The organism is Geodermatophilus sp. FMUSA9-8 (genome assembly GCF_037034165.1).
Taxonomy (GTDB): Bacteria; Actinomycetota; Actinomycetes; order Mycobacteriales; family Geodermatophilaceae; genus Geodermatophilus; species Geodermatophilus nigrescens.
This window is the reverse complement of sequence record NZ_JBAGKE010000002.1, coordinates 119,288-138,703: the sequence shown is the minus strand read 5'-3', so window position 1 is coordinate 138,703 and position 19,416 is coordinate 119,288. Positions and strand designations below refer to the sequence as shown.

Sequence of the window (19,416 nt, the reverse complement as noted above, 5' to 3'; positions counted from 1 at the left end):
CGGCGCCCCGCCGACCTCCGTGGTCGGCGGGGCGCCGTCGTGTGCGGGGCGGTGCTCAGGCCGGGCGCGGTCCCGCCCGGCGCGACCCGGCCCGCCGCCGGACGAGGAGGACGGCGGTCGCGACCACGAGCAGCGGGAGGCCGAGCGCGGTGGAGGCGCTGCGGACCAGCGGCAGCGCGGAGGACGCCAGCGCGCCGGCCGACACGAGGCACGACGCCCAGACCAGCGCCGCCGGGACGGTCCCGCGGAGCATCTCGGCGGGGCGCACCCCGGCCCGGGCGGCGACACGGGGGGCGAGCGTGCGCGCCCCGGCGACGAACTGGGCCGCGGCCGCCGCCCGCACCGGCCCGCGGCCGACCGCCTCGACCCAGGGCGCGGAGAGCCGCTCGGCGAGGGCGCGCGCCCGCGCGGGGAGCAGCCGGCCGAGCGGTCCCGCCGTCGGCAGCAGGGACCCCGGCCCGCCGCGGGCGGCGGCGTGGTGCCCCAGGGCCGCGCCCAGGACGGTGGCCCCCGCCGCCGTCAGCACGGCCGCCGCCGGGGAGAGCGCGCCGGCGCCGGCCAGCACGCCCAGCCCCAGGACCAGCGACGACGCCGGCATCACGACGCCGACCAGCAGGCCCGCCTCCGCCGTCAGGAGGACGGCGACGAGCACCGCCGTCCCGGCGGCGGACGGGTCGGCAGCCCAGCCGCTCACCGGCCGGCGAGGCAGGGGTCGCCGGCGCGCACGGGCCGGGTGGCGGTGTAGACGACCGCCGGCGGCAGGTTGCGCCAGACGGTCGGCGACAGGTCGACGCTGCCGAAGTGCCGCCGCAGCCGCCGGTGCTGGCGACGGCCGGGCGGCGCCCAGCGGGTCGCGCTGTAGGTGAACTGGGTGTGGGCACCGGACGGCGCCAGGCAGGCGGCGACGTCGGCGACCAGCGCGTCGCCCTCCGGACCGGCGAAGGCCTGCCACGGCAGCCCGCTGACGACGAGGTCGACCGGCCCGAGCCCCCGCTCGGCGAGGGCGCGGGCCAGCCCGGACGCGGAGCCGCGGACGACGTCGATGCCCGGGAAGCGGGCCTCGAGGTGGTCGGCCATGGCCGGGTTGAGCTCCAGGGCGAGGTAGCGCGCCGCGGGCGCCGCCGCGCGCAGGGCCGCGGTGAAGGACCCGGTGCCCGGCCCCAGCTCCACGATCACCGGCGGGTGCAGGAACGGCCGGCGCAGCGGGGCGACCATGCGCTCGGCCAGGGCGGGGGAGCTCGGCACCAGCGAGGCGGTGCGCAGCGGCGCGCGGGCGAACTCGCGGACGAACAGGCCGGTGCCGGACGGTCGCCGCCCACCCCGCGGGGCGGACGGCGACCCGGCGGCCGGGGCGCCGGTCACGGGACCTCCGGGCCTCGGCGCGACGCCGTCAGGCAGGTGCACGACGGTCGCCGGCCGGTCCGGCGACGTGCCCGGCACCGTCCGCGGGGAAGGCCAGGCCGGTCAGCTCCTCGGAGAGCCGTCAGATGCGCGCGGCGTCCTCGGCGCTGCGCAGGGTGCGGTACAGGCGCTGCTCGGCCGGCGGGCCGCTCACGTGCCAGAACCGGCTGGGGCCGTAGAAACGGCCGCCGACGGCGTCGGGCGCCGTCGCGGCGAGCAGCGCGGGGAGGGCCGCGGTCTCCGGCGTCCCCGCGATGCCCAGCGCCGACAGCCGGCGGATGATCCGGAGCTCGCGCCCCTCGTCCGCCCGGCCGATCTCCGGCCGCGCCGCGAGCAGGCTGGTCGGGGCGACGCCGGGGTGGCTCAGGGTGCTCGTGACGCCCCAGCCGTGGGCGACGCTGCGCCGGTCGAGCTCGAGGGCGAACAGCCCGGCGGCGATCTTCGACTGGCTGTAGGCGCGCATCCCGTCGTAGGACCGCTCCCAGTCCGGGTCGTCCCAGTTGATCGCATTGCTGTTCGCCGCGATGCTCAGCTGCGTCGTCACCCGGGCACGGCCGGCACGCAGCAGGGGCATCAGCCGCGCCACGAGGGCGAAGTGGCCGAGGTGGTTCGTGCCGAACTGCAGCTCGTGCCCCTCGGCCGTCGTCCGGCGCTCCGGCGGCGTCATCACGCCCGCATTGGCGATCAGGACGTCGATCGGGCGGCCCTCGGCGAGCAGGACGCCGGCCAGGTCGTCCACCGAGGCGAGGGAGGACAGGTCGAGCGCGTGCAGGGTGATCCGTGCCCCGGGGACGCGGGCGCGGATCTCCGCCGTCGCCGCCTCGCCCTTGCCTCGGTTGCGGACCGGCAGGACCAGGTCCGCACCGGCCTGCGCCAGGCGGCGGGCCAGGACCAGGCCGATGCCGTCGCTGCCTCCGGTGAGGACCACCCGCTTGCCCGACAGGTCGGGGACGGGGATGTCGATGGTGCGGGCCATCTCAGGCTCCTGTGCTCGTGGGGTCGGCGCTGTCCGCGCCGTGTCCCCACCGTCGGCGCTCCGGCCGGCGCGAGGCAGGACCTGCTGGTCCCCCCGTCCGACGGGGGCCGGCCGGGACGGGGGCACCGCTCCGGCTGCGGAGGGTCAGTCCCGCAGGGTCTGTCCCGGGGAGACGCCGTAGGCGGCGCGATAGGCGGCGGCGAAGCGGCCGGGGTTGGCGAAGCCCCAGCGGGCGGCGACGGCCGCGACCGTGTCTCCGCGGGTCGGGTCGGCGCGCTGCAGCTCGCGGCGTGCGTGCTCGAGCCGGACGCGGCGGAGGTACCCGAGCGGGGTCGTGCCGAGGTACCGGCGGAACCCGTACTGCAGGGCCCGCGCGCTGGTGCCGGCCGCCGCGGCGATGTCGCCGAGCTGCAGCGGCAGGTGTGCGCAGGCGTCCATGTGCGCCACGGCGCGGCGGACCGTGGCCGGCGCGACGGCGCCCGGGCCGGGCACGTGCTCCCGGCCGAGCGCCGTGTTCGGGAAGACGTGCAGCGCGGCGGTGGCCACGGTGCGGGCCATCTCCTCCGCGAGCAGCGGGGAGCCGAGCGGGGACAGCGGGTCCATCAGTGCGCCGCTGACCAGACCGACCAGGGACCGCCAGTAGCGGTGCATCGACGGCGAGACCGGCGTGATGCCGGTGAACCGCACGTCGGCGGCGGACGTCCCCGTCGTGTCCTCGGCGACCCGGCCGACGCGCTCGGCCGGCAGCCGCAGGGTGGTCACGTCGAAGCCGTTCATCACGAAGTCGACCGGCACCGCGAGCGGGTAGAGGGAGACGTCCCCGGCGGTCGCCACCGTGCCGGCGTGACGGCTGTCCACCTGCACGCTGCCGGCGTGCACGACGAAGAACACGTGGTCGGCGAAGCCGTCGGCGGAGTGGCCGCTGCAGTCGATGGACGTGCGCACCCGGTCCGCGCGGACGAACGGCGTGTCGTGGACCAGTGCCGAGAAGCGCGCGCCGTTCCGGATGGGGGCGAACCTCGCCGTGTTGTCGGCTTACGTCTGCCGGATGAAGTCGGTGACCTCGGCCTCGTCGGCGGAGGTGAACGACGACCGCTGGACGGTCGCTGTCTCAGGTGCCGGCATGCCGCGTCCCGGGGTGCGGAGGGGGACCGGCGGCCTGCTGGTCCCGCCGGACAGATTACGCACGTGCGGGCCCGTGGGCGAAGCCTCGACCAGGGACCCCTTGGCCGTCGCGTGGCGCCGCTGCATCGTGGGACCGCGTCGGGTCCAGCCCGGGTCGGGCGGCGAGACGCCGTCCGGGTGGGTCCAGCAGGGGGCCCGCCCGGACGTCCCGCCGGGGCGTCCCGCCGGGGCGTCCCGACCGGACGCCGCGATCGGACGGCCTGACCTGCCGGCCTGACCTGGCGCCCCGGACGGACGCCCCCGGCCGGTCGTCAGCCGATCGACAGCGCGGTGCAGCGCCACAGGCCGTGGTTCTCCTCGAGCCGGGCGGCGACGGCGTGCGCCCGGCCGGCCCGGCGCGCCACGGCGCTGACCTCCGCGACGCCGTCGACCGGCTCGCAGACCGACACCGGCCCGAGCAGGAGCGGTCCGGCGCCGTGGCTGCACCACGCCGGCCGACGCCCGGCCAGCAGGGCGGCGTGCACGCCCGGCGCGGTCAGCCGCTGGACCTGCCCCATCGGGCGGCGGCCGGCGAGCGCCTCGAGCACGGTGGTGAACAGCAACCGCCCTGCCGCGCGCGGGTCGGGCAGCCCGGCGCGCACCGACCACGCGGGACCGAGCAGGTCGGGCCGGCGCGCGGGTCCGCCGTCCGCGGCCGGGCGCGGACCCGGGCGGTGCGGCGGCCGTGGCGGCGGGGTGGTCGGGTCGACCAGCACGGCGGCGGGCCCGCGCAGCGGCGGGTGCAGGGCCGGGACGAGCGTGAGGTGCGGGGCGGCGACGGCCGGCTGCGGGCCGGCGGGGGAGGCGGCGGTCACGGGGGCTCCCGGGGGCAGGTCGGAGGGGTGGGCCGGGGGAGCGGCCGGGACGGGGCGGTGCAGGTGGTGGGGGCAGGTGGTGCGGGCAGGTGGTGCGGGCAGGCGGTGCGGGCAGGCGGGACGGGCGGGTGGTTCAGGCGGGTGGTTCAGGCGGGTGGGCGCAGCACCTGGCCGGGCAGCAGGAGGTCGGGGTCGGTGCCGATGACGTCGGCGTTGACCGACCACCACCGGCCGACCGCCTCGGCCACCTCGGCGTCGGCCGGCTCGCGCCCGGTCCGCTCGCGGAGGTCGGCCTCGGCGATCGACCACAGGCACTCGCCGCGCAGGACGACGTGGTCGCCCGGTGCGGGGAGGGGCCAGTCGGGGACCGGCGTCGTCGGAGTGCCGGTGGGGGTGGCCGCCGGCGCGGTGGGCCAGTCCGGCACGGCGGCCGGTGTGGTGGCGGCGGGCGTTCCGGCCGAGGCGGTGGCGGCGGCCGGGACGACGGCGGCCGAGCCGGTGCAGCCGGTGAGCACCGGCGTCGCGGCGAGACCGACGCCGAGCGCGAGCGCGGCGGCCCGCCGGCCGGCGGCGGGCAGGACTCCGCGCAGGACGTGTGCGGCGGCCGCACCGGCGAGGCCGGGGAGCGCGGAGAGGGCGGTGAGCACCAGCCCGAGCGCGCCCCACGCCCACGCCAGCCACGCGGCGGCCGCGACCGCGGACAGCAGCACGGCCTCCGGGCCGGCCGTGTCGACGGCGCGCTGGAGGCTCCCGGCCGAGAGCCAGGACGGGTCCGGGGTGAGCACGGCCAGCACGGCCGCTACCGCCGCCATCGCCGCCGTCGTGACGACGAGCCGACGCATCGACATGTCTCCTCCTCTGCACGCGTCGGCGTACTAGACCAGACAAACGCACGCAAACGCAACGAATGCTGTGGATCTACGCTCCGGTCATGCGCTGGCAGCAGCTGTTCACCGACCTGCAGGCGGAGTTCGAGGAGGCCGCCGCCGCGGAGGAGCGCGCCGAGCTGCCGTCCCGGTCGCGGGCCGAGACGGCGGCCGTCCGGCTGACCGGGCGGCTCGGCGGCGCGGTGGGCGCGCGGGTGTCGCTCCGCTGCCGCGGGGCGGGCGAGGTCGCGGGCCGGCTCGAGGAGGTGGGGCCGGACTGGGCGCTGCTGACCGACGAGGCCGGGCGGGAGGTGCTGGTGGCCCTGCCGGCGGTGCTGGCGGTGTCGGGACTGGTGCGGTCGACGGCGGCCGCGGAGCCGGCGTCGCCGGTGCGCGCGGCCCTGGACCTGCGGCGGGCGCTCCGCGGGCTGGCGCGCGACCGCGCCGCCGTGGCCGTCGTCCTGGACGACGGCGCGGTGCTCACGGGCACGGTGGACCGGGTGGGCGCGGACTTCGTCGAGCTGGCCGAGCACGCGCCGGAGGACTTCCGGCGGGCCGGGGCCGTGCGCTCGGTGCGCGCGGTGGTGCTGGCGGCGGTGGCCGTGGTGCGGACGCTGACCCCGGGCGCCGCCTGAGGTCAGCGGCGGGTGCGCCGTCCGCGGACGGGGCCGGCCTCTGCCGGTGTCTCGGCCTCGGCGTCCCCGCCCGCCGGGGGGGCGTCGGCGGACGCGAGCTCCTCGGCGGCGGGGACCGCACCGGCGCGCGCCTCGGCGTACTTCCGCTGGATGAACCGCTCGAGCTCGTCGACCTCGACCCGCCACTGGCCACGGCCGCCGATCTGGATGGCGATCAGCTCCCGGCGCCGCACCAGCGCGTAGGCCTGCGACCAGGAGACGTTGAGGACCTCGGCGACGTCGTCGAGGGTCAGGAATCGCGGTGTGGGCATGGCTCTCCGTCCGGTCGCCGCCAGTCTGTCAGCACCGCGACCGTCCGCGTGCATCCCGTCCACACCCGAACGTGTGGACAACCCGTGCGTCCATCCGCACCCGTATCGCATCATCTGCGTCCGACCGCGCGGGACGCCGGTCGTCACGCCCGCCGGTGCGGGGGAGCCGCACACGGCTCCGGGGACTGAGAGGAGCGCCCGGTGAGCGCTGCCACGCGCACGGTGCCGCCGACGGCCACGCCGGCCACGGGGACGGCGGCGGGCCCGGTGCCGCGCCGCGTCCGCCCGCCGCGGTGGCTGGACCTGCGGCTGGTCCTCGGGGTCCTGCTCGTGCTGGGGTCGGTGCTGCTCGGCGCGCGGGTGGTCGGTGCCGCCGACGCGACCGTGCCCGTCTGGTCCGTGGCCGCCGACCTCGCCGCGGGCACCGAGATCCAGGCCGCCGACCTCGTCGCCGTGCAGGTCCGGCTCGGCGACGCCGCCGGCGCCTACCTGTCCAGCGGCACCGACCCCGCCGGCCGCACGCTCGCCCGGGCGGTGCGGGCCGGGGAGCTGCTGCCGCGCGCCGCCCTGGAGGAGCCGGCCGACCTGGTCCAGGTGGCCCTCCCGGTGCAGGCCGGCTACGTCCCGCCGGGCCTGACCCGCGGACAGGTCGTCGACGTCTACGGCGTGACCGACCCCGCCGGCACCACGACCGGCGAGGGCGTCGTCCCCGTGGTCGAGGGAGCGACGGTGCAGGCGGTCAGCGGGCGCGCCGAGGGCGTGCTGTCGACGGCGACGACGACGGTGCAGGTGGTCGTCGGCGTCCCGACCGCGGACGCGGCCGCGGTGCTCGGGTCGATCGGCGGGCGGCCGCTGGTCGTCGTGGTGCACGGCTCGGTGGACGGCCCGGTGGACGGTGCTCCCTCCGCGGCTCGGCCGTCGGCCTCCCCGTCCCCGGGCGCCCCGACGACGGGCGCCCCGACGACGGGCGCCCCGACGACGGGCGCCTCCTCGACCAGCACCCCGACGACCGGCGCGCCCGCCGCGGGCGGTCCGCTGCCGGCGCCCGCCGCGCCGTCGACGGCGGCCGCGCCTCCCGCGGTCCAGCCCGCCCCGGCGCCGGTCGCCGGCCCGGGCGCTCCCGCCGGGCCCACCCTCTGATGGCGCTGCAGGTCGTCACCGCGGTCACCGGCGCCCCCTGGGAGGCCGCGCTGGTGGGCGCGCTCGACCGCGCCGACCACGGCGTCACGGTGGTCCGCCGCTGCGTCGACGCCTCCGACCTGCTGGCCACGGCGGCGACAGGCACCGCGCAGGCGGCGCTGCTGTCGGCGGACCTGCACCGGCTCGACGTCGACGCCGTCGCCCGGCTGAAGGCCGGAGGGGTGGCCGTCGTCGGTCTCGTCGACCCCGGCGACGAGCGGGCCGGCGACCGGCTGCGCGCACTCGGCGTCACGACCGTGCTGCCCGCGGACGCCGCTCCGGAGGAGGTGGTGCGGGCCCTGCGCGAGGCCGTCACCGGCGGTCCGGCGGGCGGGCACGACGTTGCCGACCCGCGTGCGGCGCTCCCAGGAGCCGGCGGGGACGGGCCCGGACCGGCCGACCGGCGGCCCGCCCGCGGCCGGGTCGTCGCGGTGTGGGGACCGACCGGGGCGCCCGGGCGGACCACGGTCGCGGTCGGCCTCGCCGACGAGGCGGCCCGGCTCGGCGTGCCGACGCTGCTGGTCGACGCCGACGTCTACGGGGGCGTCGTCGCGCAGGTGCTCGGGCTGCTCGACGAGTCACCCGGGCTGGCCGGAGCCGCGCGGCAGGCGGCCGCCGGCACGCTCGACGAGGCGGCGCTGCTCCGGCTCGCCTGGTCGGTGCGGCCGCAGCTGTCGGTGCTCACCGGGCTCGCGCGGGCCGACCGCTGGCCCGAGCTGCGGCCCCGCGCGGTCGGCGCCGTGCTGGACGAGGCCCGCCGGGTGGCGGACCTGACCGTCGTCGACTGCGCCTTCAACCTCGAGGAGGACGAGGAGCTGTCCTTCGACACCGCCGCACCACGGCGCAACGGCGCCACCGTGACGGTGCTCGAGAGTGCCGACGAGGTGCTGTGCGTGAGCGGCGCGGACCCGGTCGGCCTGCAGCGCACCATCCGCGCCCTGGGCCAGCTGCGTGACCTGCTGCCCGAGGTGGAGCCGGTGGTGGTGGTCAACCAGGTGCGCCGCGGGCCGGTGCCCGGGGACGCCCGCCGGGAGATCGGGGAGGCGCTCGAGCGCTTCGCCGGCCGGCCGGTGCGCGCCTTCCTCCCGGCCGACCGCGGTGCCACCGACGCGGCGCTCGCCTCGGGCCGGACGCTCGCCGAGGTGGCGCCGGGCTCGCCGCTGCGGGCGGGCCTGCGAGGGCTGGCCGCCGTGCTGGCCCGGGTGCCCGAGCCGGCACCGGGACGCCGCGGGTGGCGCCGCCGGCGCGCCGGGTGACCCGCACCCCCGGCCGGGACGGGGACCGCCGCGCGGACTGGGGCGCCGCCGCCCGGCCCCGTAGCGTGGGGCACCGATCCGGAGGAGGACGATGGCCGAGCGGCTGACGACCCTGGACGCGTCGTTCCTGTACCTGGAGGACGCCGGGGCGCCGATGCACGTCGCGGGCGTCCTGGTGCTCGAGCCGGTCCAGGGCGGCCTCGACGCGCTCGCGGAGCTGCTGGAGGCGCGGCTGCCGCTGGTGCCGCGCTACCGGCAGCGGATCGTGCCGGTGCCCGGGCGCCTGGCCAACCCGGTCTGGGCCGACGACCCGGACTTCGACGTGGCCTACCACGTGCGGCGCTCGGCGGTGCCCCGTCCCGGCACCCGGGCGCAGCTGCTGGACCTCGTCTCCCGGGTGACCTCGCGGCCGCTGGACCGCGACCGGCCGCTGTGGGAGGTCTACCTCGTCGAGGGGCTCGAGGAGGGCCGGGTCGCGGTGGTCACCAAGACCCACCCGGCGCTGGTCGACGGGCTGGGTGCGGTGGACATCGCGCAGGTCCTGCTCGACACCACCCCCGAGGCGTCCCCGCCGGCCGCGGACTCCTGGGTGCCGCGGCGGCTGCCGGGCCGAGTCGGTCTGGTCCGCGACGCGCTCGTGGAGTCCGTGCAGCGGCCGACGGCGGTGCTGGAGAACGCGCGCGCGGCCGTCGGGGACCTGCGCTCGACCGCCGCCCGCGTCGCCGGGGTGGCCGAGGGGCTCGCCCGCGCCGCACGCTCGGCGATCCTCGCGGCCCCGCACGGCCCGCTCGGCCGGACGCTGGGCACCCAGCGCCGGGTCGCGGTGGCGCGCGCCGACCTCGAGGACCTCAAGGCCATCCGGAAGGCGCACGGCGGCACGGTCAACGACGTCCTGCTCACCGTGCTGACCGGCGCGCTGCGCGACTGGCTGCTCTCGCGCGGGGAGCCCGTCCTCGGCTCGACGGCGGTGCGCGCGCTGGTGCCGGTGTCGGTGCAGGGCGAGGAACAGCGGGCGCCCGGGGGCAGCGTCGCGGCCTACCTGGTCGACCTGCCCGTCGGGGAGCCCAACCCGTGGGTGCGGCTGGCCCGGCTGAGCTACGCCATGCGCGGCGTCACCGACTCGGGCCGCTCGGTGCGCGCCGACGCGCTCATCGCCCTGACCGGCTTCGCGCCGCCGACGCTGCACGCGCTGGGCGCCCGCGCGGCGCGGGGCCTGTCGCGGCGGATGTTCAACCTCGTCGTCACCAACGTCCCCGGCCCGCAGCAGCCCCTCTACGCCGCGGGCAGCCGGATGCTGGAGGTCTTCCCGGTCGTGCCGCTGGTGGGCGGCCAGGCGCTGTCGGTCGGGATGACCAGCTACGACGGCTCCGTGTACGTGGGCCTCAACGCCGACCGCGACGGCGTCGGCGACGTCGACGTGCTCGCCGACCTCGTCGAGCAGGAGGTCGCGGCGCTCGCCGAGTCCGTGCGCTGACCCGCTGGCCGCGGCCTGCGCTGGGGCGCGGGATACCGTCGCGGTCCCCGACAGGAGAGGAGCGGCCGGGTGCGGATCTACCTGCCGGCGACGACCACGGTGCTGCGGCGCCTGGTGGACGAGGGCCGCCTCGCCGGACCGCACACGGCCTTCGCCGTCACCGCCCGGCTGCGCGGGTACTACGCGCTCAGCGACGCCGCGGCCGACGTCGAGGAGCTCGAGTACGCGGCGCTGCTGGCGGGCGCCCGGGCGAGCCTGCGGCTGATCGACGTCGACCCGGGAGCCGCCCGGCGCCGGGTGGTGCTGGCCGCCGACGTACCCGACACGACTGTCACCGAGGTCGACGACGCCGACACCGACCCCGGCGCGGTGCGGGTGACCGGGGACGTCGCGCTCGCGGACGTGGCCAGCGCGCACGTCGACGGGGCCGACGCGGAGGACGACGTCCGGGCCGCGGTCGGCGTCGTCCTGGAGGCCGACCTCGGCAGCGACGAGGCGCAGTTCGTCGTCGACCAGGCCGAGGGGCACGAGCTGGCCTGGTACGCGACGCAGGAGATCGGGCCGGCGCTCGACCTGCTCTGACCCGCCGGTCACGGCCCGCCGCCGGCGGCGTGCCGGGCGACCTGGACCCGCTGCGCGACGCCGGCGGTCACCAGCCAGCCCGATCCCGGGCGCACCGGCACGGGAGTGCGCGGCAGCCGGATGCCGAGCAGCTCGGCGTCGCCGGGACCCGGGCACAGCAGCAGCCCGCTGCGGCTGCGGCGCAGGTCGGCGACCGGGCCGCGGAAGGCGCCGGACAACTCACCGGCGGTGCCGGCGGCGAGCGTCACGACGTCCCGCCCCGAGGGCCCGCTGGTGGCGCTGAGGACCGGCGCGTCGGCGAGCGGGCCGGCGTCGTCGACCAGGAGGACCCCGGGGCCGCCGTCGAGGGCGCGCAGCCAGGCGTGCCAGCCGGCGACGTCGTCGGCGGCGAGGGCCAGCGCGCCCGGCGCGACGACGGGCTGCCGGCCGCGGACGAGCTGCGCCACCGGGACGCCGGAGCCCGCGAGCGTGCCGGCGACCGCCGCGAGTGCGCCGGTGCGGCCGCTGCGCGGCGGCCCGACGACGAGCAGCCCGCCGCCGCGGCGCAGGTCGGCGTGCAGCACGGTCCCCTCGTCGCCACCCGGTCCGAGCGGCACCGCGGCCAGCGGGTCGTCGCCGGCGCCGCCGCCGGGCGGCAGCACCGGCGCCGGCGGCAGCTCGGGGATGCGCAGGGCCGTGGACGCGGCCGGCCCGGCGAACGGCGCGGGCAGCGGCGCGGGCAGCGGTCGCGGGAGGGCCAGCTGGCACTCGAGCGCGTCCTCGCCGAGCAGCGCCCGGCCCGGCGGCCGGGTGGCGGGGACGGCACGCACCGGCACGCCGGCGACGGCGTAGTCGGCACGGTCGGGCAGCGGGAGCACCAGCCGGGTGCCGGCGACCGCGGCCAGCCGCCCGCCGGGGACCGCCCGGTCGGCGGTGAGGACGCCGGTCAGGCCCGCCGCGGCGCCGTCGCGCAGCAGCCGCAGCAGTTCGGCCGACCCCTGTCCCGGCAGGGCCTCGTCGAGCTGCGCCATCAGCGACTCGACGCCGTCGACGAGCAGCAGCACGGGGGGACCGCCGTGTTCCGGGGACGCGCGGCGGGCCGCGACCGACTCCGTGAGCCGGGCCAGCAGCCGGACGGTGCGCAGGGCGTCGCCCGCGCCGACGACGGTGCCGGTGTGCGGCAGCCGGGCCGCCTCGGCGGCCAGCGCGCCGCCGCCGTGGTCGAGGACGTGCACGTGCAGCCGGTCCGGTGTGAGCCGGGTGACCGCCTCGGCGAGCACCGTCCGCAGGAGGGTGGTGCGGCCGCTGCGGGGCCCGCCGACGGCCAGCCAGCCCCCGCCGCCGGTCAGGTCCAGTGCGAGCACCTCGCGGGCCTGCCGGTCGGGGCGGTCGACGAGGCCCACCGGCAGGCGGGTGCCCGGGCCGGCCGGGGCCGGGAGGTCGGCGGCGGGCAGCCGGTCGGGCAGGGCCGGCTGCCAGGGGCGGTGCGGCGGTGCCCCGCCGGCCGACCCGGCCGCCCGCGTCACGGCCTCCGCGATGCGGGCCAGGTCCGTCACGCCCCGCGGCGTCCCCGGCCCGCCGTCGGAGGCGGGCCCGGGCGGCCACGGCCGGCGGCGCACGGCGGGACCGGTGGCCCGCGGCGGAGGGGTGCTCGCCACCCGGGCGGCCTGGAAGGCGACCGGACGCGTCGACCCGACGCGCAGGAGCCCGCCGCCGGGCCGGTCGGCCGGGACGCGCGCCGCCTCGGGGCCGCCCAGGACGTCACGGGAGTCGGCCTCGTCGGTGGTGCGCAGGCACAGCCGCAGCGAGCAGTTGGCCCGGATCTCGGGGGACACCACGCCGCCGGGCCGCTGGGTGGCCAGCACCAGGTGCACGCCCAGCGACCGGCCGCGCTGCGCGATCCCGACCAGCCCGCTGACGAACTCCGGCAGCTCCTCGGCCAGGCCCGCGAACTCGTCGACGACGATCACCAGGCGGGCCAGCGCCACGTCGTCGGGCAGGGCGGCCAGGTCGGCGACGCCGGCCGCCGCGAGCAGCGCCTCCCGGCGGGTGAGCTCCGCGGTGAGCGAGCGCAGCGCCCGGGCGGTGGCTGCGGCATCGAGGTCGGTCACCAGGCCCACGGTGTGCGGCAGCGACGCGGCCTCGGCGAAGGCGGCACCGCCCTTGTAGTCGACGAGCAGGAAGGAGCACCGGTCGGGCGGGGAGGCGAGGGCGAGCCCGGCGACCAGCGTCTGCAGCAGCTCGGACTTCCCCGACCCGGTCGTGCCGGCGACCAGCGCGTGCGGCCCGTCGCGGCAGAGGTCGACCACGGCGGTCCCCTCGGCCGTGCGCCCCAGCGGGACGCGCAGCGAGTCCCGCGCGCGCGACCAGGCGACCGCCACCGGGCCGCCGTCGTCCGGCCCGACGAGGTCGAGCAGCCGGACCGTGCGCGGCAGGGGAGGGGCCGCGCGGCCCGCGTCGAGCGCGGCCAGGTCGCGGGCGAGCCGGGCGGCGACCGGCCGGGGCAGGCGGTCGGCGGTGAAGTCGGCCCGGGCGGACCCGTCCCCGCGGTCGAGGAGGCCGGTGTCGCCGGTCTCGCCCCCGACCTGCACCGCGGCGCCGCCGGACACGGGCAGCTCGCCGATGCGCCCGGCGACCGACAGGAGCAGCGCCCCGGCCGCGCGGCAGCGGCGGAGGGCGTCGCGCTCCTCGTCGTCCACCGGGCGGTCGACGACGAGCAGCAGCCGCCCGCCCGGCCGGACCACCAGCGCCGCCAGCCACCCGGCCGCCGTGCCCGCCCGCGCGTGTACCGCGCCGGGCGCCAGGTGCGGCAGCCACCGCGCCCACGCCCAGTCGCGGGCACGGTCGGGCGCCGCGAGCAGCGCGACGTCGACGTCGCCGGGCGGGTGCAGCGCCGCCACCTGCGCGAGCACGCCCGCCGCGACACCGAGGGCGGCCGCCCGCGGGCCGGTGACCCCCAGGCCGCCGGCGCGCAGCAGGTCCAGGTCGACGGGCAGGTCACCGGCGGTCTCCGCGTGCCGCCGTCCCTCCTCGACCCGGACCACCCGGGTCGGTCCGGGGCCCAGGCCCAGCCGGACGACCAGGTCGTCGGCGCCACGCGACCACAGCAGCGCAGTGCGACGGCGGGCCGCGCCGGCCAGGGCGGCGAGGTCGGGCAGCGCCCGGGCGGCGGCCCGGACGTCGGCCCGGACGGCCCCGGCCAGCCGGGCCCGCGCCGCCGCCACCTCCTCGGCGTGCGCGGCGGCCGCCCGGCGCACCGACCGCCGGCCGGTCCACCGGTCGGAGACCCAGGTGCCCACCGCGACCAGCGGCGAGAGCAGCGCAAAGAAGAGGAACGTCGGGGTCGCCAGCGCCCAGGCCAGGAACGCGCCGGCGACGGCGGGCAGCAGCACTGCCACCCAGGCCAGCCTCCGGCGCGGGGCGTCCTCCGGCGGGCCGGGCAGCACCACCTCGGTCTCGGGACGCCCGGCGGACGGCGCCACGCCCGGCTGCAGGAGCACCCGCCCGCCCGGGGCCGGACGCGTGGCTGCCGGGGCGTCCCGCGGACCGGTGACCGCCAGCGTGGTGGCGCCCACGCGCAGCGGCGCCCCGTCGGGCCAGGCCGCCGGGCCGGTGAGGTCGCGGTCGTCGAGCCGGGTGCCGTTGGTCGAGCCGAGGTCGGTCACGGTGGTGCCGCCGGCGCCGACGTCGAGCCGCACGTGCCGCCGGGACACCCCCGGGTCGGGGAGCGGCAGCGTGGCGCCGGCGCCGCGGCCGACCACGTGCCTCCCGGAGGCCAGGCCGACGGTCGTCCCGGCCGCCGGGCCGCCCACCACGTGCAGCTCCAGCGGGCTCGGCGGCCGCTCGTCGCGGGGCGTCGGCCGCCCGAGGCCCAGGACGGCGCCATGGGCGAGCAGCGGCGAGGTCAGCGGCAGGTCGTCGCCGAGCCGGGTCGACCCGGACCACACGCCCGCCGCCGGGACGCCGAGCGCCGCGGTGAGCACGGGCAGCACGGCGCCGAGCGGATCGTCGTCGGCGGCGGAGACCTCGACGTCGACGGCGCCCTCGGGGCCGACCACGGTCCAGCAGCGCGGGGGGACGTCCGGCGGGGGAGCGGGCACCCGGCGACCGTGCGGTCCCACGCGCCCGGGCGGAGGCCGCCGGCGCGGACTGTGGACGGGAGGCGGGCTGTGGACGGGGGAGCGGGCGCCGTCGCGGTCCCGGCCTAGCGTCCGCCCCCAGGTCCCGGGAGGTGCCCGGGACGGAACGGAGGGGTCATGAGGGTCGACATCGCCACGCTGCAGTCGCTGGCCGGGCAGTGCCAGGCGGAGGCGGCCGACACCGCCGCCCGGCACGCCACCCTGTCCAGCAGCGTCACGGGCTCGGTGCTCGACGGGTGGACCGACAGCCAGGCGGCCGTGCAGTTCAGCGCGCTCTACGAGCAGTGGCGGGCCTCGGCGCAGTCGGTCAGCGACGCGCTCACCGGCATGGGCGGGCTGCTCACCGCGGTGGCGGCGTCCTACCAGCAGCACGAGGCCGACGTCGCGGCCCGGATCGGGGCGCTGGTCTGAGCCGGCTCAGCCCGGTGGCACGGCGGCGGGGGCGGCCGGTGCCCGTCCCCGCCCCAGCCGCCCGCGCACGGCGGCGACGGCGTCGGGGAACCGCTCCCACGGCAGGATCGACAGGATCGCGACGCAGTGCGGCAGGAAGATGATCCGCAGGCCGCCGAACACCATGAGGTGGAAGCCGAGCAGGAAGAGCACCAGCGCGGTGCGCGCCCGGTCGGACCGCACGAGCAGCATCAGCGGCGCGGCGAACTCGAGCACGAGCATCGACCACTGGACGGCGGTGAGCAGGCCGGGGACGTCGAGCGTCCACTCCGACAGGACGGTGCCGCGGCGGATGACCGCGCGGGTGATCGTCGAGCCGGTCGCCCAGTCCCAGCCGCCGAAGCGCATCTTCGCCCAGGCGGCCAGGAAGTAGGTGAGCATCACGGTCACCATCACCGCGGCCATCGCCCAGCCGGCGGCCTCCGACGAGCGGCGGTCCCGCCAGCGGGCGACGCCGATCGTGGGCAGCACCGCGAGCGCGACGAGGTAGGCGATGCGGTCGTGGTCGACCTTGCCGTAGCTCATCGCGATGACCATCCACTCGAGGTAGAGGACGAACACCGCGGTACCGAGCAGGCGGGGTGCGCGACCGGTCGCTGCCGCCAGCGCGCAGGCCACCAGGGCCCACTGCACGACGTGCACGACGGTCGAGGTCGGGGTGGGCAGGTCCAGCAGCCGGCCGATGACCAGCGGCTGGTAGTAGGCGGTCGGGACGTCGGCGTGCGCGCTCACCCAGGCGGTGGTGAGGAAGACGTCGACCGGCACGAACAGGTAGGCGATGGTGCGGAACACCGCGATTCGGGCCAGCGGCACCGGCTGCGTCCAGAAGCCGCGCAGCGGGGTGCGCCGGCGCGGACCCGCGGGCGCCTCGGCGGGCAGGGTGGCGCTCACGGGCCGACCTCCAGCTCCTGCTCGACGAGCACCTCGTCGGTCCACGCGCCGGTGACCTCGCCGTCGACGAGCTCGAAGTGGCGCTGGACCACCTGCACCTCGACCAGCTCCGGACCGCCGGGGTGGTGCTCGGCGTAGGTGTCGGCGAGCAGGACCAGCAGCGCCGGGTCGTCGACCAGGCGCGGCAGCTGGCCCTCGAACTCGGCGCGGCGCAGGCCCACCTCGCCGCCGGACAGCCGCACCTCGCGCCCGTCACCGGTCAGGCCGACGACACGCGTGGAGACCACCGGGGCGTCGTTGGACGCGCGGGTCGAGTACATCTTGAACGGGCCGAACGGGAAGTGGGCGTCGGTGCCCCAGACCGTGCCGGCCAGGAGCAGCGCGAGGACCACCAGCGCGGCGGCCAGGCGGGCGCGGCGACCGGCGGGGGACAGGCTGATGACGTCGCCCTCCGCGGGGTCGCCGGTGCGGAGCGGGCGGACCACCCGGGCATCGTAGGATCGGCGGCCGTCCAGATGGGTCACCGGCGCCGCGTGGTGGGCAACTGGCCCCACCCGTCCCACGGGGCCCGTCCGTGCGCGTGCGCCGCGCCCTCTCACCGCACGACGACGTCGGGAGAGCACACGTGCAGTTCGGTCGGTACTACGAGGAGTTCGAGGTCGGCGCGGTCTACAAGCACTGGCCCGGGAAGACCGTCACCGAGTACGACGACCACCTGTTCTGCCTCATCACGATGAACCACCACCCGCTGCACCTGGACACCCACTACGCGGCGGAGACCACCGACTTCGGCAAGAACGTGGTGGTCGGCAACTACGTCTACTCGCTGCTGCTCGGCATGAGCGTCCCCGACGTCTCGGGCAAGGCCATCGCCAACCTGGAGATCGAGTCGCTGCGGCACGTCGCGCCGACCTTCCACGGCGACACGATCTACGGCGAGACGACGGTGCTCGACAAGACCGAGTCGAGGTCGAAGGACGACCGCGGCGTCGTGTACGTCGAGACGATCGGCTACAAGCAGGACGGCACGGTCGTGTGCGTCTTCCGCCGCAAGGTCATGGTGCCCAAGCGCTCCTACGGCGAGGCCCGCGGCGGCGAGCAGCCCGGGCGCCCGGAGCCGAGGCCCCGCAGCTGAGGCCCCGCAGCTGAGGTCCCGCGGCTGAGGTCCCGGAGCTGGGCCCCGCGGTTCAGGCCCAGCCGGGACCCTGCAGCCGACGCGCCGGGGCGCGCCGCCCGCTCAGCCGGGCAGCGCGCCCCAGCCGCGCAGCGTCTCCAGCAGCCGCGGCGTGCAGGCCAGCCGGTCGAGCTCGGCCGCGTCGGCGAACACGACGGCGTCCGCGTCGTCGCCCGGCACCGGGTCGGCCGGGCCGGCGAGCGTGCAGGCGAAGTCCGCGACCTCGTAGACGACGCCGTCGCCGGGGATGGTCACCCGCCCGACCTCGGCGCCCACGGTCACCGCCAGGCCGGTCTCCTCGCGGACCTCCCGGGCCACCGCGGCGCCCAGCGACTCACCCGGCTCCACCCGCCCGCCGGGCACCGACCACAGGCCCCGGCCCGGCTCGTTGCGGCGGCGCACCAGCAGCAGCCGCCCGGCGTCGTCGAGCACCACCGCGCCCACGCAGGCCTGTACCGGCGGGCCGGCGGCGGGGGAGTCGGGCGGCACCCGCGCAGGGTACGGCGACACGGACCGGGACCGTCCGCCCCCGCTTGACGGGAACCGCGCGTGACAGGACGGTGTCTCCGATGAGCGCCTCCCCGGTCTGCCCCCGCTGCGGCGAGCCGCTCGTCGTCCGGCCGGGGGACTCGGCGCAGGCCTGGTGCCACCTGCACGGCGCCGTCACCCCGCTGCACCACACCGCCGTCATCGCCCACGACGCGATCGCCGCCGTCACCGCCGACGCCCGCGTCCCCGCCTGGGTGCCCGACCCCGTGCCCGCGGGCTGGTCGGTCACCGGCCTGGCGTGGGGCGGGGAGCCCGGCGCGCGGGCGATCGTCGTCGGCTGCGCCGGCCCCGCGCCGCTCGGCGGTCCCGCGGAGATGGTGCTGGTCGCCGAGGAGCCGGGCACCGGTGTCGGCTGCGGTTACGCGGGCCTGCCCGGGCTCGACCCCGGCGACGTCATCACCGGCCCGTCGGTGGCCTCGGTCGAGGCGGCCGGGCAGCACGCGCCGCTGTGGGCGGTCCCCACCTCCGACGACCGGGCCGCGTTCGTCGGTGAGGCCTACGGCGTGTGGCTGTGGCTGGTGATGTGGCCGATGGCGGCGGGCTGGCTGGTCGCCGAGCCGCTGCGCCTGCTCGACCTGCGCGACCGGCTCTACCCCGACCTGCCGCTGGGACCGCCGAGCGAGCACTTCCTGCCCGGGGAGTGACCGCACCGGCGTGTCCGCCGTCGCCCCGGCTGGGACACGTGTTACCCATGGGGCAGGCCTCCGGGCCGACCCGCGCGGGCACCGTGCCCGCCGGTCCGCGCGCACTCCGGAGGTGGCGGTGAACCTGAAGAAGGTGCTCGTCTGGCTGGCCATCGCCTTCGTCGTCTTCTACGTGATCCAGCAGCCGGAGTCCTCGGCCGAGATGGTCAAGAGCGCCGGGGAGGCGCTCGGCGACGCGGCGTCCTCGATCGCCGACTTCGTCACCTCGCTCGGCTAGCCGGGCCGTGTCCGGCCCCGCCGACGGCCGCCCGCCGCGGTGGGCCAAGGACGCCGCCAAGTACCTGCTGCCCGGCGAGCAGGCGGTCGTCGCCACCCGCCGGCACTGGGCGGTGCTGCTGTCGCCGGCGGCCCGCGCGCTGCCGGCGTTCGCGATCGGCGTCTGGGTGCTCACCCTCGACCCCGACAACCGGTTCTCCGCCGGCGTCGGCCTGCTGGTCGCCGTCGGCGCGCTGGGCTGGTTCGCGCTGCGCGCCGGCGAGTGGTGGATGCGGCACTTCATCGTCACCCGCCGCCGCGTGCTGCTGACCTCGGGGATCGTCGCGCGCACCGTCACCCTGCTGCCGCTGCGCCGGATCACCGACCTCACGTGGAAGGAGACGCTGCTGGGCCAGGTGCTCGGTTACGGCACCTTCCGCTTCGAGTCCGCCGGCTCGCAGCAGGCGCTCTCGCAGATCACCTACCTGCCGCGGGCCGACCTGCTGTACCACGAGGTCAGCGGGCTGCTGTTCGGCAGCGACCACGGCGGCGCGTCCAGCGGCGACGACGAGGGCAACCCGGAGCCGGCCGTGCCGCAGCGGCAGCGACCCCGCGTGCGGCACGACACCCAACCCATCCCCGGCGCCCGCCAGGACCCGCCCGGCGCGTGAGGCTC

21 protein-coding genes are annotated in these 19,416 nt (G+C 78.6%); 10 read left to right on the top strand and 11 right to left on the bottom strand.

Going from position 1 to position 19,416, the window contains the following annotated elements; genetic code table 11:
* Positions 1-55 precede the first annotated feature (55 nt).
* From WA616_RS04925 to WA616_RS04900, 6 genes are all read right to left on the bottom strand, one after another.
* The gene (locus tag WA616_RS04925; RefSeq protein ID WP_336027830.1) at positions 56-694 is read right to left on the bottom strand and encodes a hypothetical protein; all 639 of its coding nucleotides are present in this window, start codon (positions 692-694) and stop codon (positions 56-58) included.
* Positions 691-1,362, bottom strand: a complete 672-nt coding sequence (locus WA616_RS04920; RefSeq protein WP_336027827.1) for a class I SAM-dependent methyltransferase — start codon at positions 1,360-1,362, stop codon at positions 691-693. Before WA616_RS04920 ends, WA616_RS04925 begins: the two co-directional genes overlap by 4 nt.
* Positions 1,363-1,483: 121 nt before the next feature.
* Positions 1,484-2,377, bottom strand: coding sequence for an SDR family oxidoreductase (locus WA616_RS04915; RefSeq protein WP_336027826.1), 894 nt, complete (start codon positions 2,375-2,377; stop codon positions 1,484-1,486).
* Positions 2,378-2,521: 144 nt separating this feature from the next.
* Complete coding sequence (locus tag WA616_RS04910) at positions 2,522-3,322, bottom strand: helix-turn-helix domain-containing protein (RefSeq protein ID WP_336027824.1); 801 nt, start codon at positions 3,320-3,322, stop codon at positions 2,522-2,524.
* A 491-nt stretch (positions 3,323-3,813) separates the two neighbouring features.
* A complete protein-coding gene (locus WA616_RS04905; RefSeq protein WP_336027821.1) occupies positions 3,814-4,356 on the bottom strand; it encodes an Rv3235 family protein in 543 nt (180 codons plus the stop codon).
* 146 nt (positions 4,357-4,502) lie between these two features.
* Positions 4,503-5,204 carry a hypothetical protein gene (locus WA616_RS04900; RefSeq protein ID WP_336027819.1) on the bottom strand — a complete coding sequence of 234 codons (702 nt, stop codon included), beginning with the start codon at positions 5,202-5,204 and terminating at the stop codon, positions 4,503-4,505.
* Positions 5,205-5,287: 83 nt separating this feature from the next.
* Between WA616_RS04900 and WA616_RS04895 the strand changes: the two genes are divergently transcribed.
* A complete protein-coding gene (locus WA616_RS04895) occupies positions 5,288-5,857 on the top strand; it encodes a hypothetical protein (RefSeq protein WP_336027817.1) in 570 nt (189 codons plus the stop codon).
* Positions 5,858-5,859: 2 nt separating this feature from the next.
* On the opposite strand, the gene WA616_RS04890 is transcribed toward WA616_RS04895, so the two are convergent.
* Positions 5,860-6,168 (bottom strand): helix-turn-helix domain-containing protein, encoded by a 309-nt coding sequence (locus WA616_RS04890; RefSeq protein WP_336027815.1) that lies wholly within the window; start codon positions 6,166-6,168, stop codon positions 5,860-5,862.
* A gap of 201 nt (positions 6,169-6,369) precedes the next feature.
* Here WA616_RS04890 and WA616_RS04885 point away from each other — a divergent pair, with 201 nt between their 5' ends.
* The 4 genes from WA616_RS04885 to WA616_RS04870 all read left to right on the top strand — a co-directional run bounded on the left by WA616_RS04885 (position 6,370) and on the right by WA616_RS04870 (position 10,659).
* Entirely contained in the window at positions 6,370-7,308 is a 939-nt protein-coding gene (locus WA616_RS04885; RefSeq protein WP_336027813.1) for an SAF domain-containing protein, read from the top strand.
* Positions 7,308-8,603, top strand: a complete 1,296-nt coding sequence (locus tag WA616_RS04880) for an AAA family ATPase (RefSeq protein WP_336027811.1) — start codon at positions 7,308-7,310, stop codon at positions 8,601-8,603. The genes WA616_RS04885 and WA616_RS04880 overlap by 1 nt, the downstream gene beginning before the upstream one ends.
* Positions 8,604-8,694: 91 nt before the next feature.
* Positions 8,695-10,077 (top strand): WS/DGAT/MGAT family O-acyltransferase, encoded by a 1,383-nt coding sequence (locus tag WA616_RS04875; RefSeq protein WP_336027810.1) that lies wholly within the window; start codon positions 8,695-8,697, stop codon positions 10,075-10,077.
* Between the two features lie 69 nt (positions 10,078-10,146).
* On the top strand, positions 10,147-10,659 hold the full coding sequence (locus tag WA616_RS04870; protein WP_336027808.1) for a DUF6912 family protein: 513 nt from the start codon (positions 10,147-10,149) through the stop codon (positions 10,657-10,659).
* 8 nt (positions 10,660-10,667) lie between these two features.
* Here the strand turns inward: WA616_RS04870 and WA616_RS04865 are convergent, their stop codons facing one another.
* Positions 10,668-14,738, bottom strand: coding sequence for an FtsK/SpoIIIE domain-containing protein (locus WA616_RS04865; protein ID WP_336027805.1), 4,071 nt, complete (start codon positions 14,736-14,738; stop codon positions 10,668-10,670).
* 156 nt (positions 14,739-14,894) lie between these two features.
* Between WA616_RS04865 and WA616_RS04860 the strand changes: the two genes are divergently transcribed.
* Positions 14,895-15,188 (top strand): WXG100 family type VII secretion target, encoded by a 294-nt coding sequence (locus WA616_RS04860; protein WP_073421584.1) that lies wholly within the window; start codon positions 14,895-14,897, stop codon positions 15,186-15,188.
* A gap of 6 nt (positions 15,189-15,194) precedes the next feature.
* On the opposite strand, the gene WA616_RS04855 is transcribed toward WA616_RS04860, so the two are convergent.
* Positions 15,195-16,118 (bottom strand): MFS transporter permease, encoded by a 924-nt coding sequence (locus WA616_RS04855; RefSeq protein ID WP_336027802.1) that lies wholly within the window; start codon positions 16,116-16,118, stop codon positions 15,195-15,197.
* The gene (locus WA616_RS04850) at positions 16,115-16,603 is read right to left on the bottom strand and encodes a hypothetical protein (protein WP_336027801.1); all 489 of its coding nucleotides are present in this window, start codon (positions 16,601-16,603) and stop codon (positions 16,115-16,117) included. Before WA616_RS04850 ends, WA616_RS04855 begins: the two co-directional genes overlap by 4 nt.
* Positions 16,604-16,743: 140 nt before the next feature.
* Here WA616_RS04850 and WA616_RS04845 point away from each other — a divergent pair, with 140 nt between their 5' ends.
* Positions 16,744-17,253, top strand: coding sequence for a MaoC family dehydratase (locus tag WA616_RS04845; protein WP_142459307.1), 510 nt, complete (start codon positions 16,744-16,746; stop codon positions 17,251-17,253).
* Between the two features lie 102 nt (positions 17,254-17,355).
* On the opposite strand, the gene WA616_RS04840 is transcribed toward WA616_RS04845, so the two are convergent.
* Complete coding sequence (locus tag WA616_RS04840; RefSeq protein ID WP_336027798.1) at positions 17,356-17,781, bottom strand: NUDIX domain-containing protein; 426 nt, start codon at positions 17,779-17,781, stop codon at positions 17,356-17,358.
* 80 nt (positions 17,782-17,861) lie between these two features.
* On the opposite strand from WA616_RS04840, the gene WA616_RS04835 reads away from it, so the two are divergent.
* The 3 genes from WA616_RS04835 (at position 17,862) to WA616_RS04825 (ending at position 19,411) form a co-directional block, all read left to right on the top strand.
* Positions 17,862-18,485 (top strand): DUF6758 family protein, encoded by a 624-nt coding sequence (locus WA616_RS04835; protein ID WP_073421587.1) that lies wholly within the window; start codon positions 17,862-17,864, stop codon positions 18,483-18,485.
* A 118-nt stretch (positions 18,486-18,603) separates the two neighbouring features.
* A complete protein-coding gene (locus WA616_RS04830; protein WP_336027797.1) occupies positions 18,604-18,762 on the top strand; it encodes a hypothetical protein in 159 nt (52 codons plus the stop codon).
* Positions 18,763-18,769: 7 nt separating this feature from the next.
* The gene (locus WA616_RS04825) at positions 18,770-19,411 is read left to right on the top strand and encodes a PH domain-containing protein (protein WP_336027794.1); all 642 of its coding nucleotides are present in this window, start codon (positions 18,770-18,772) and stop codon (positions 19,409-19,411) included.
* Positions 19,412-19,416: the final 5 nt, after the last annotated feature.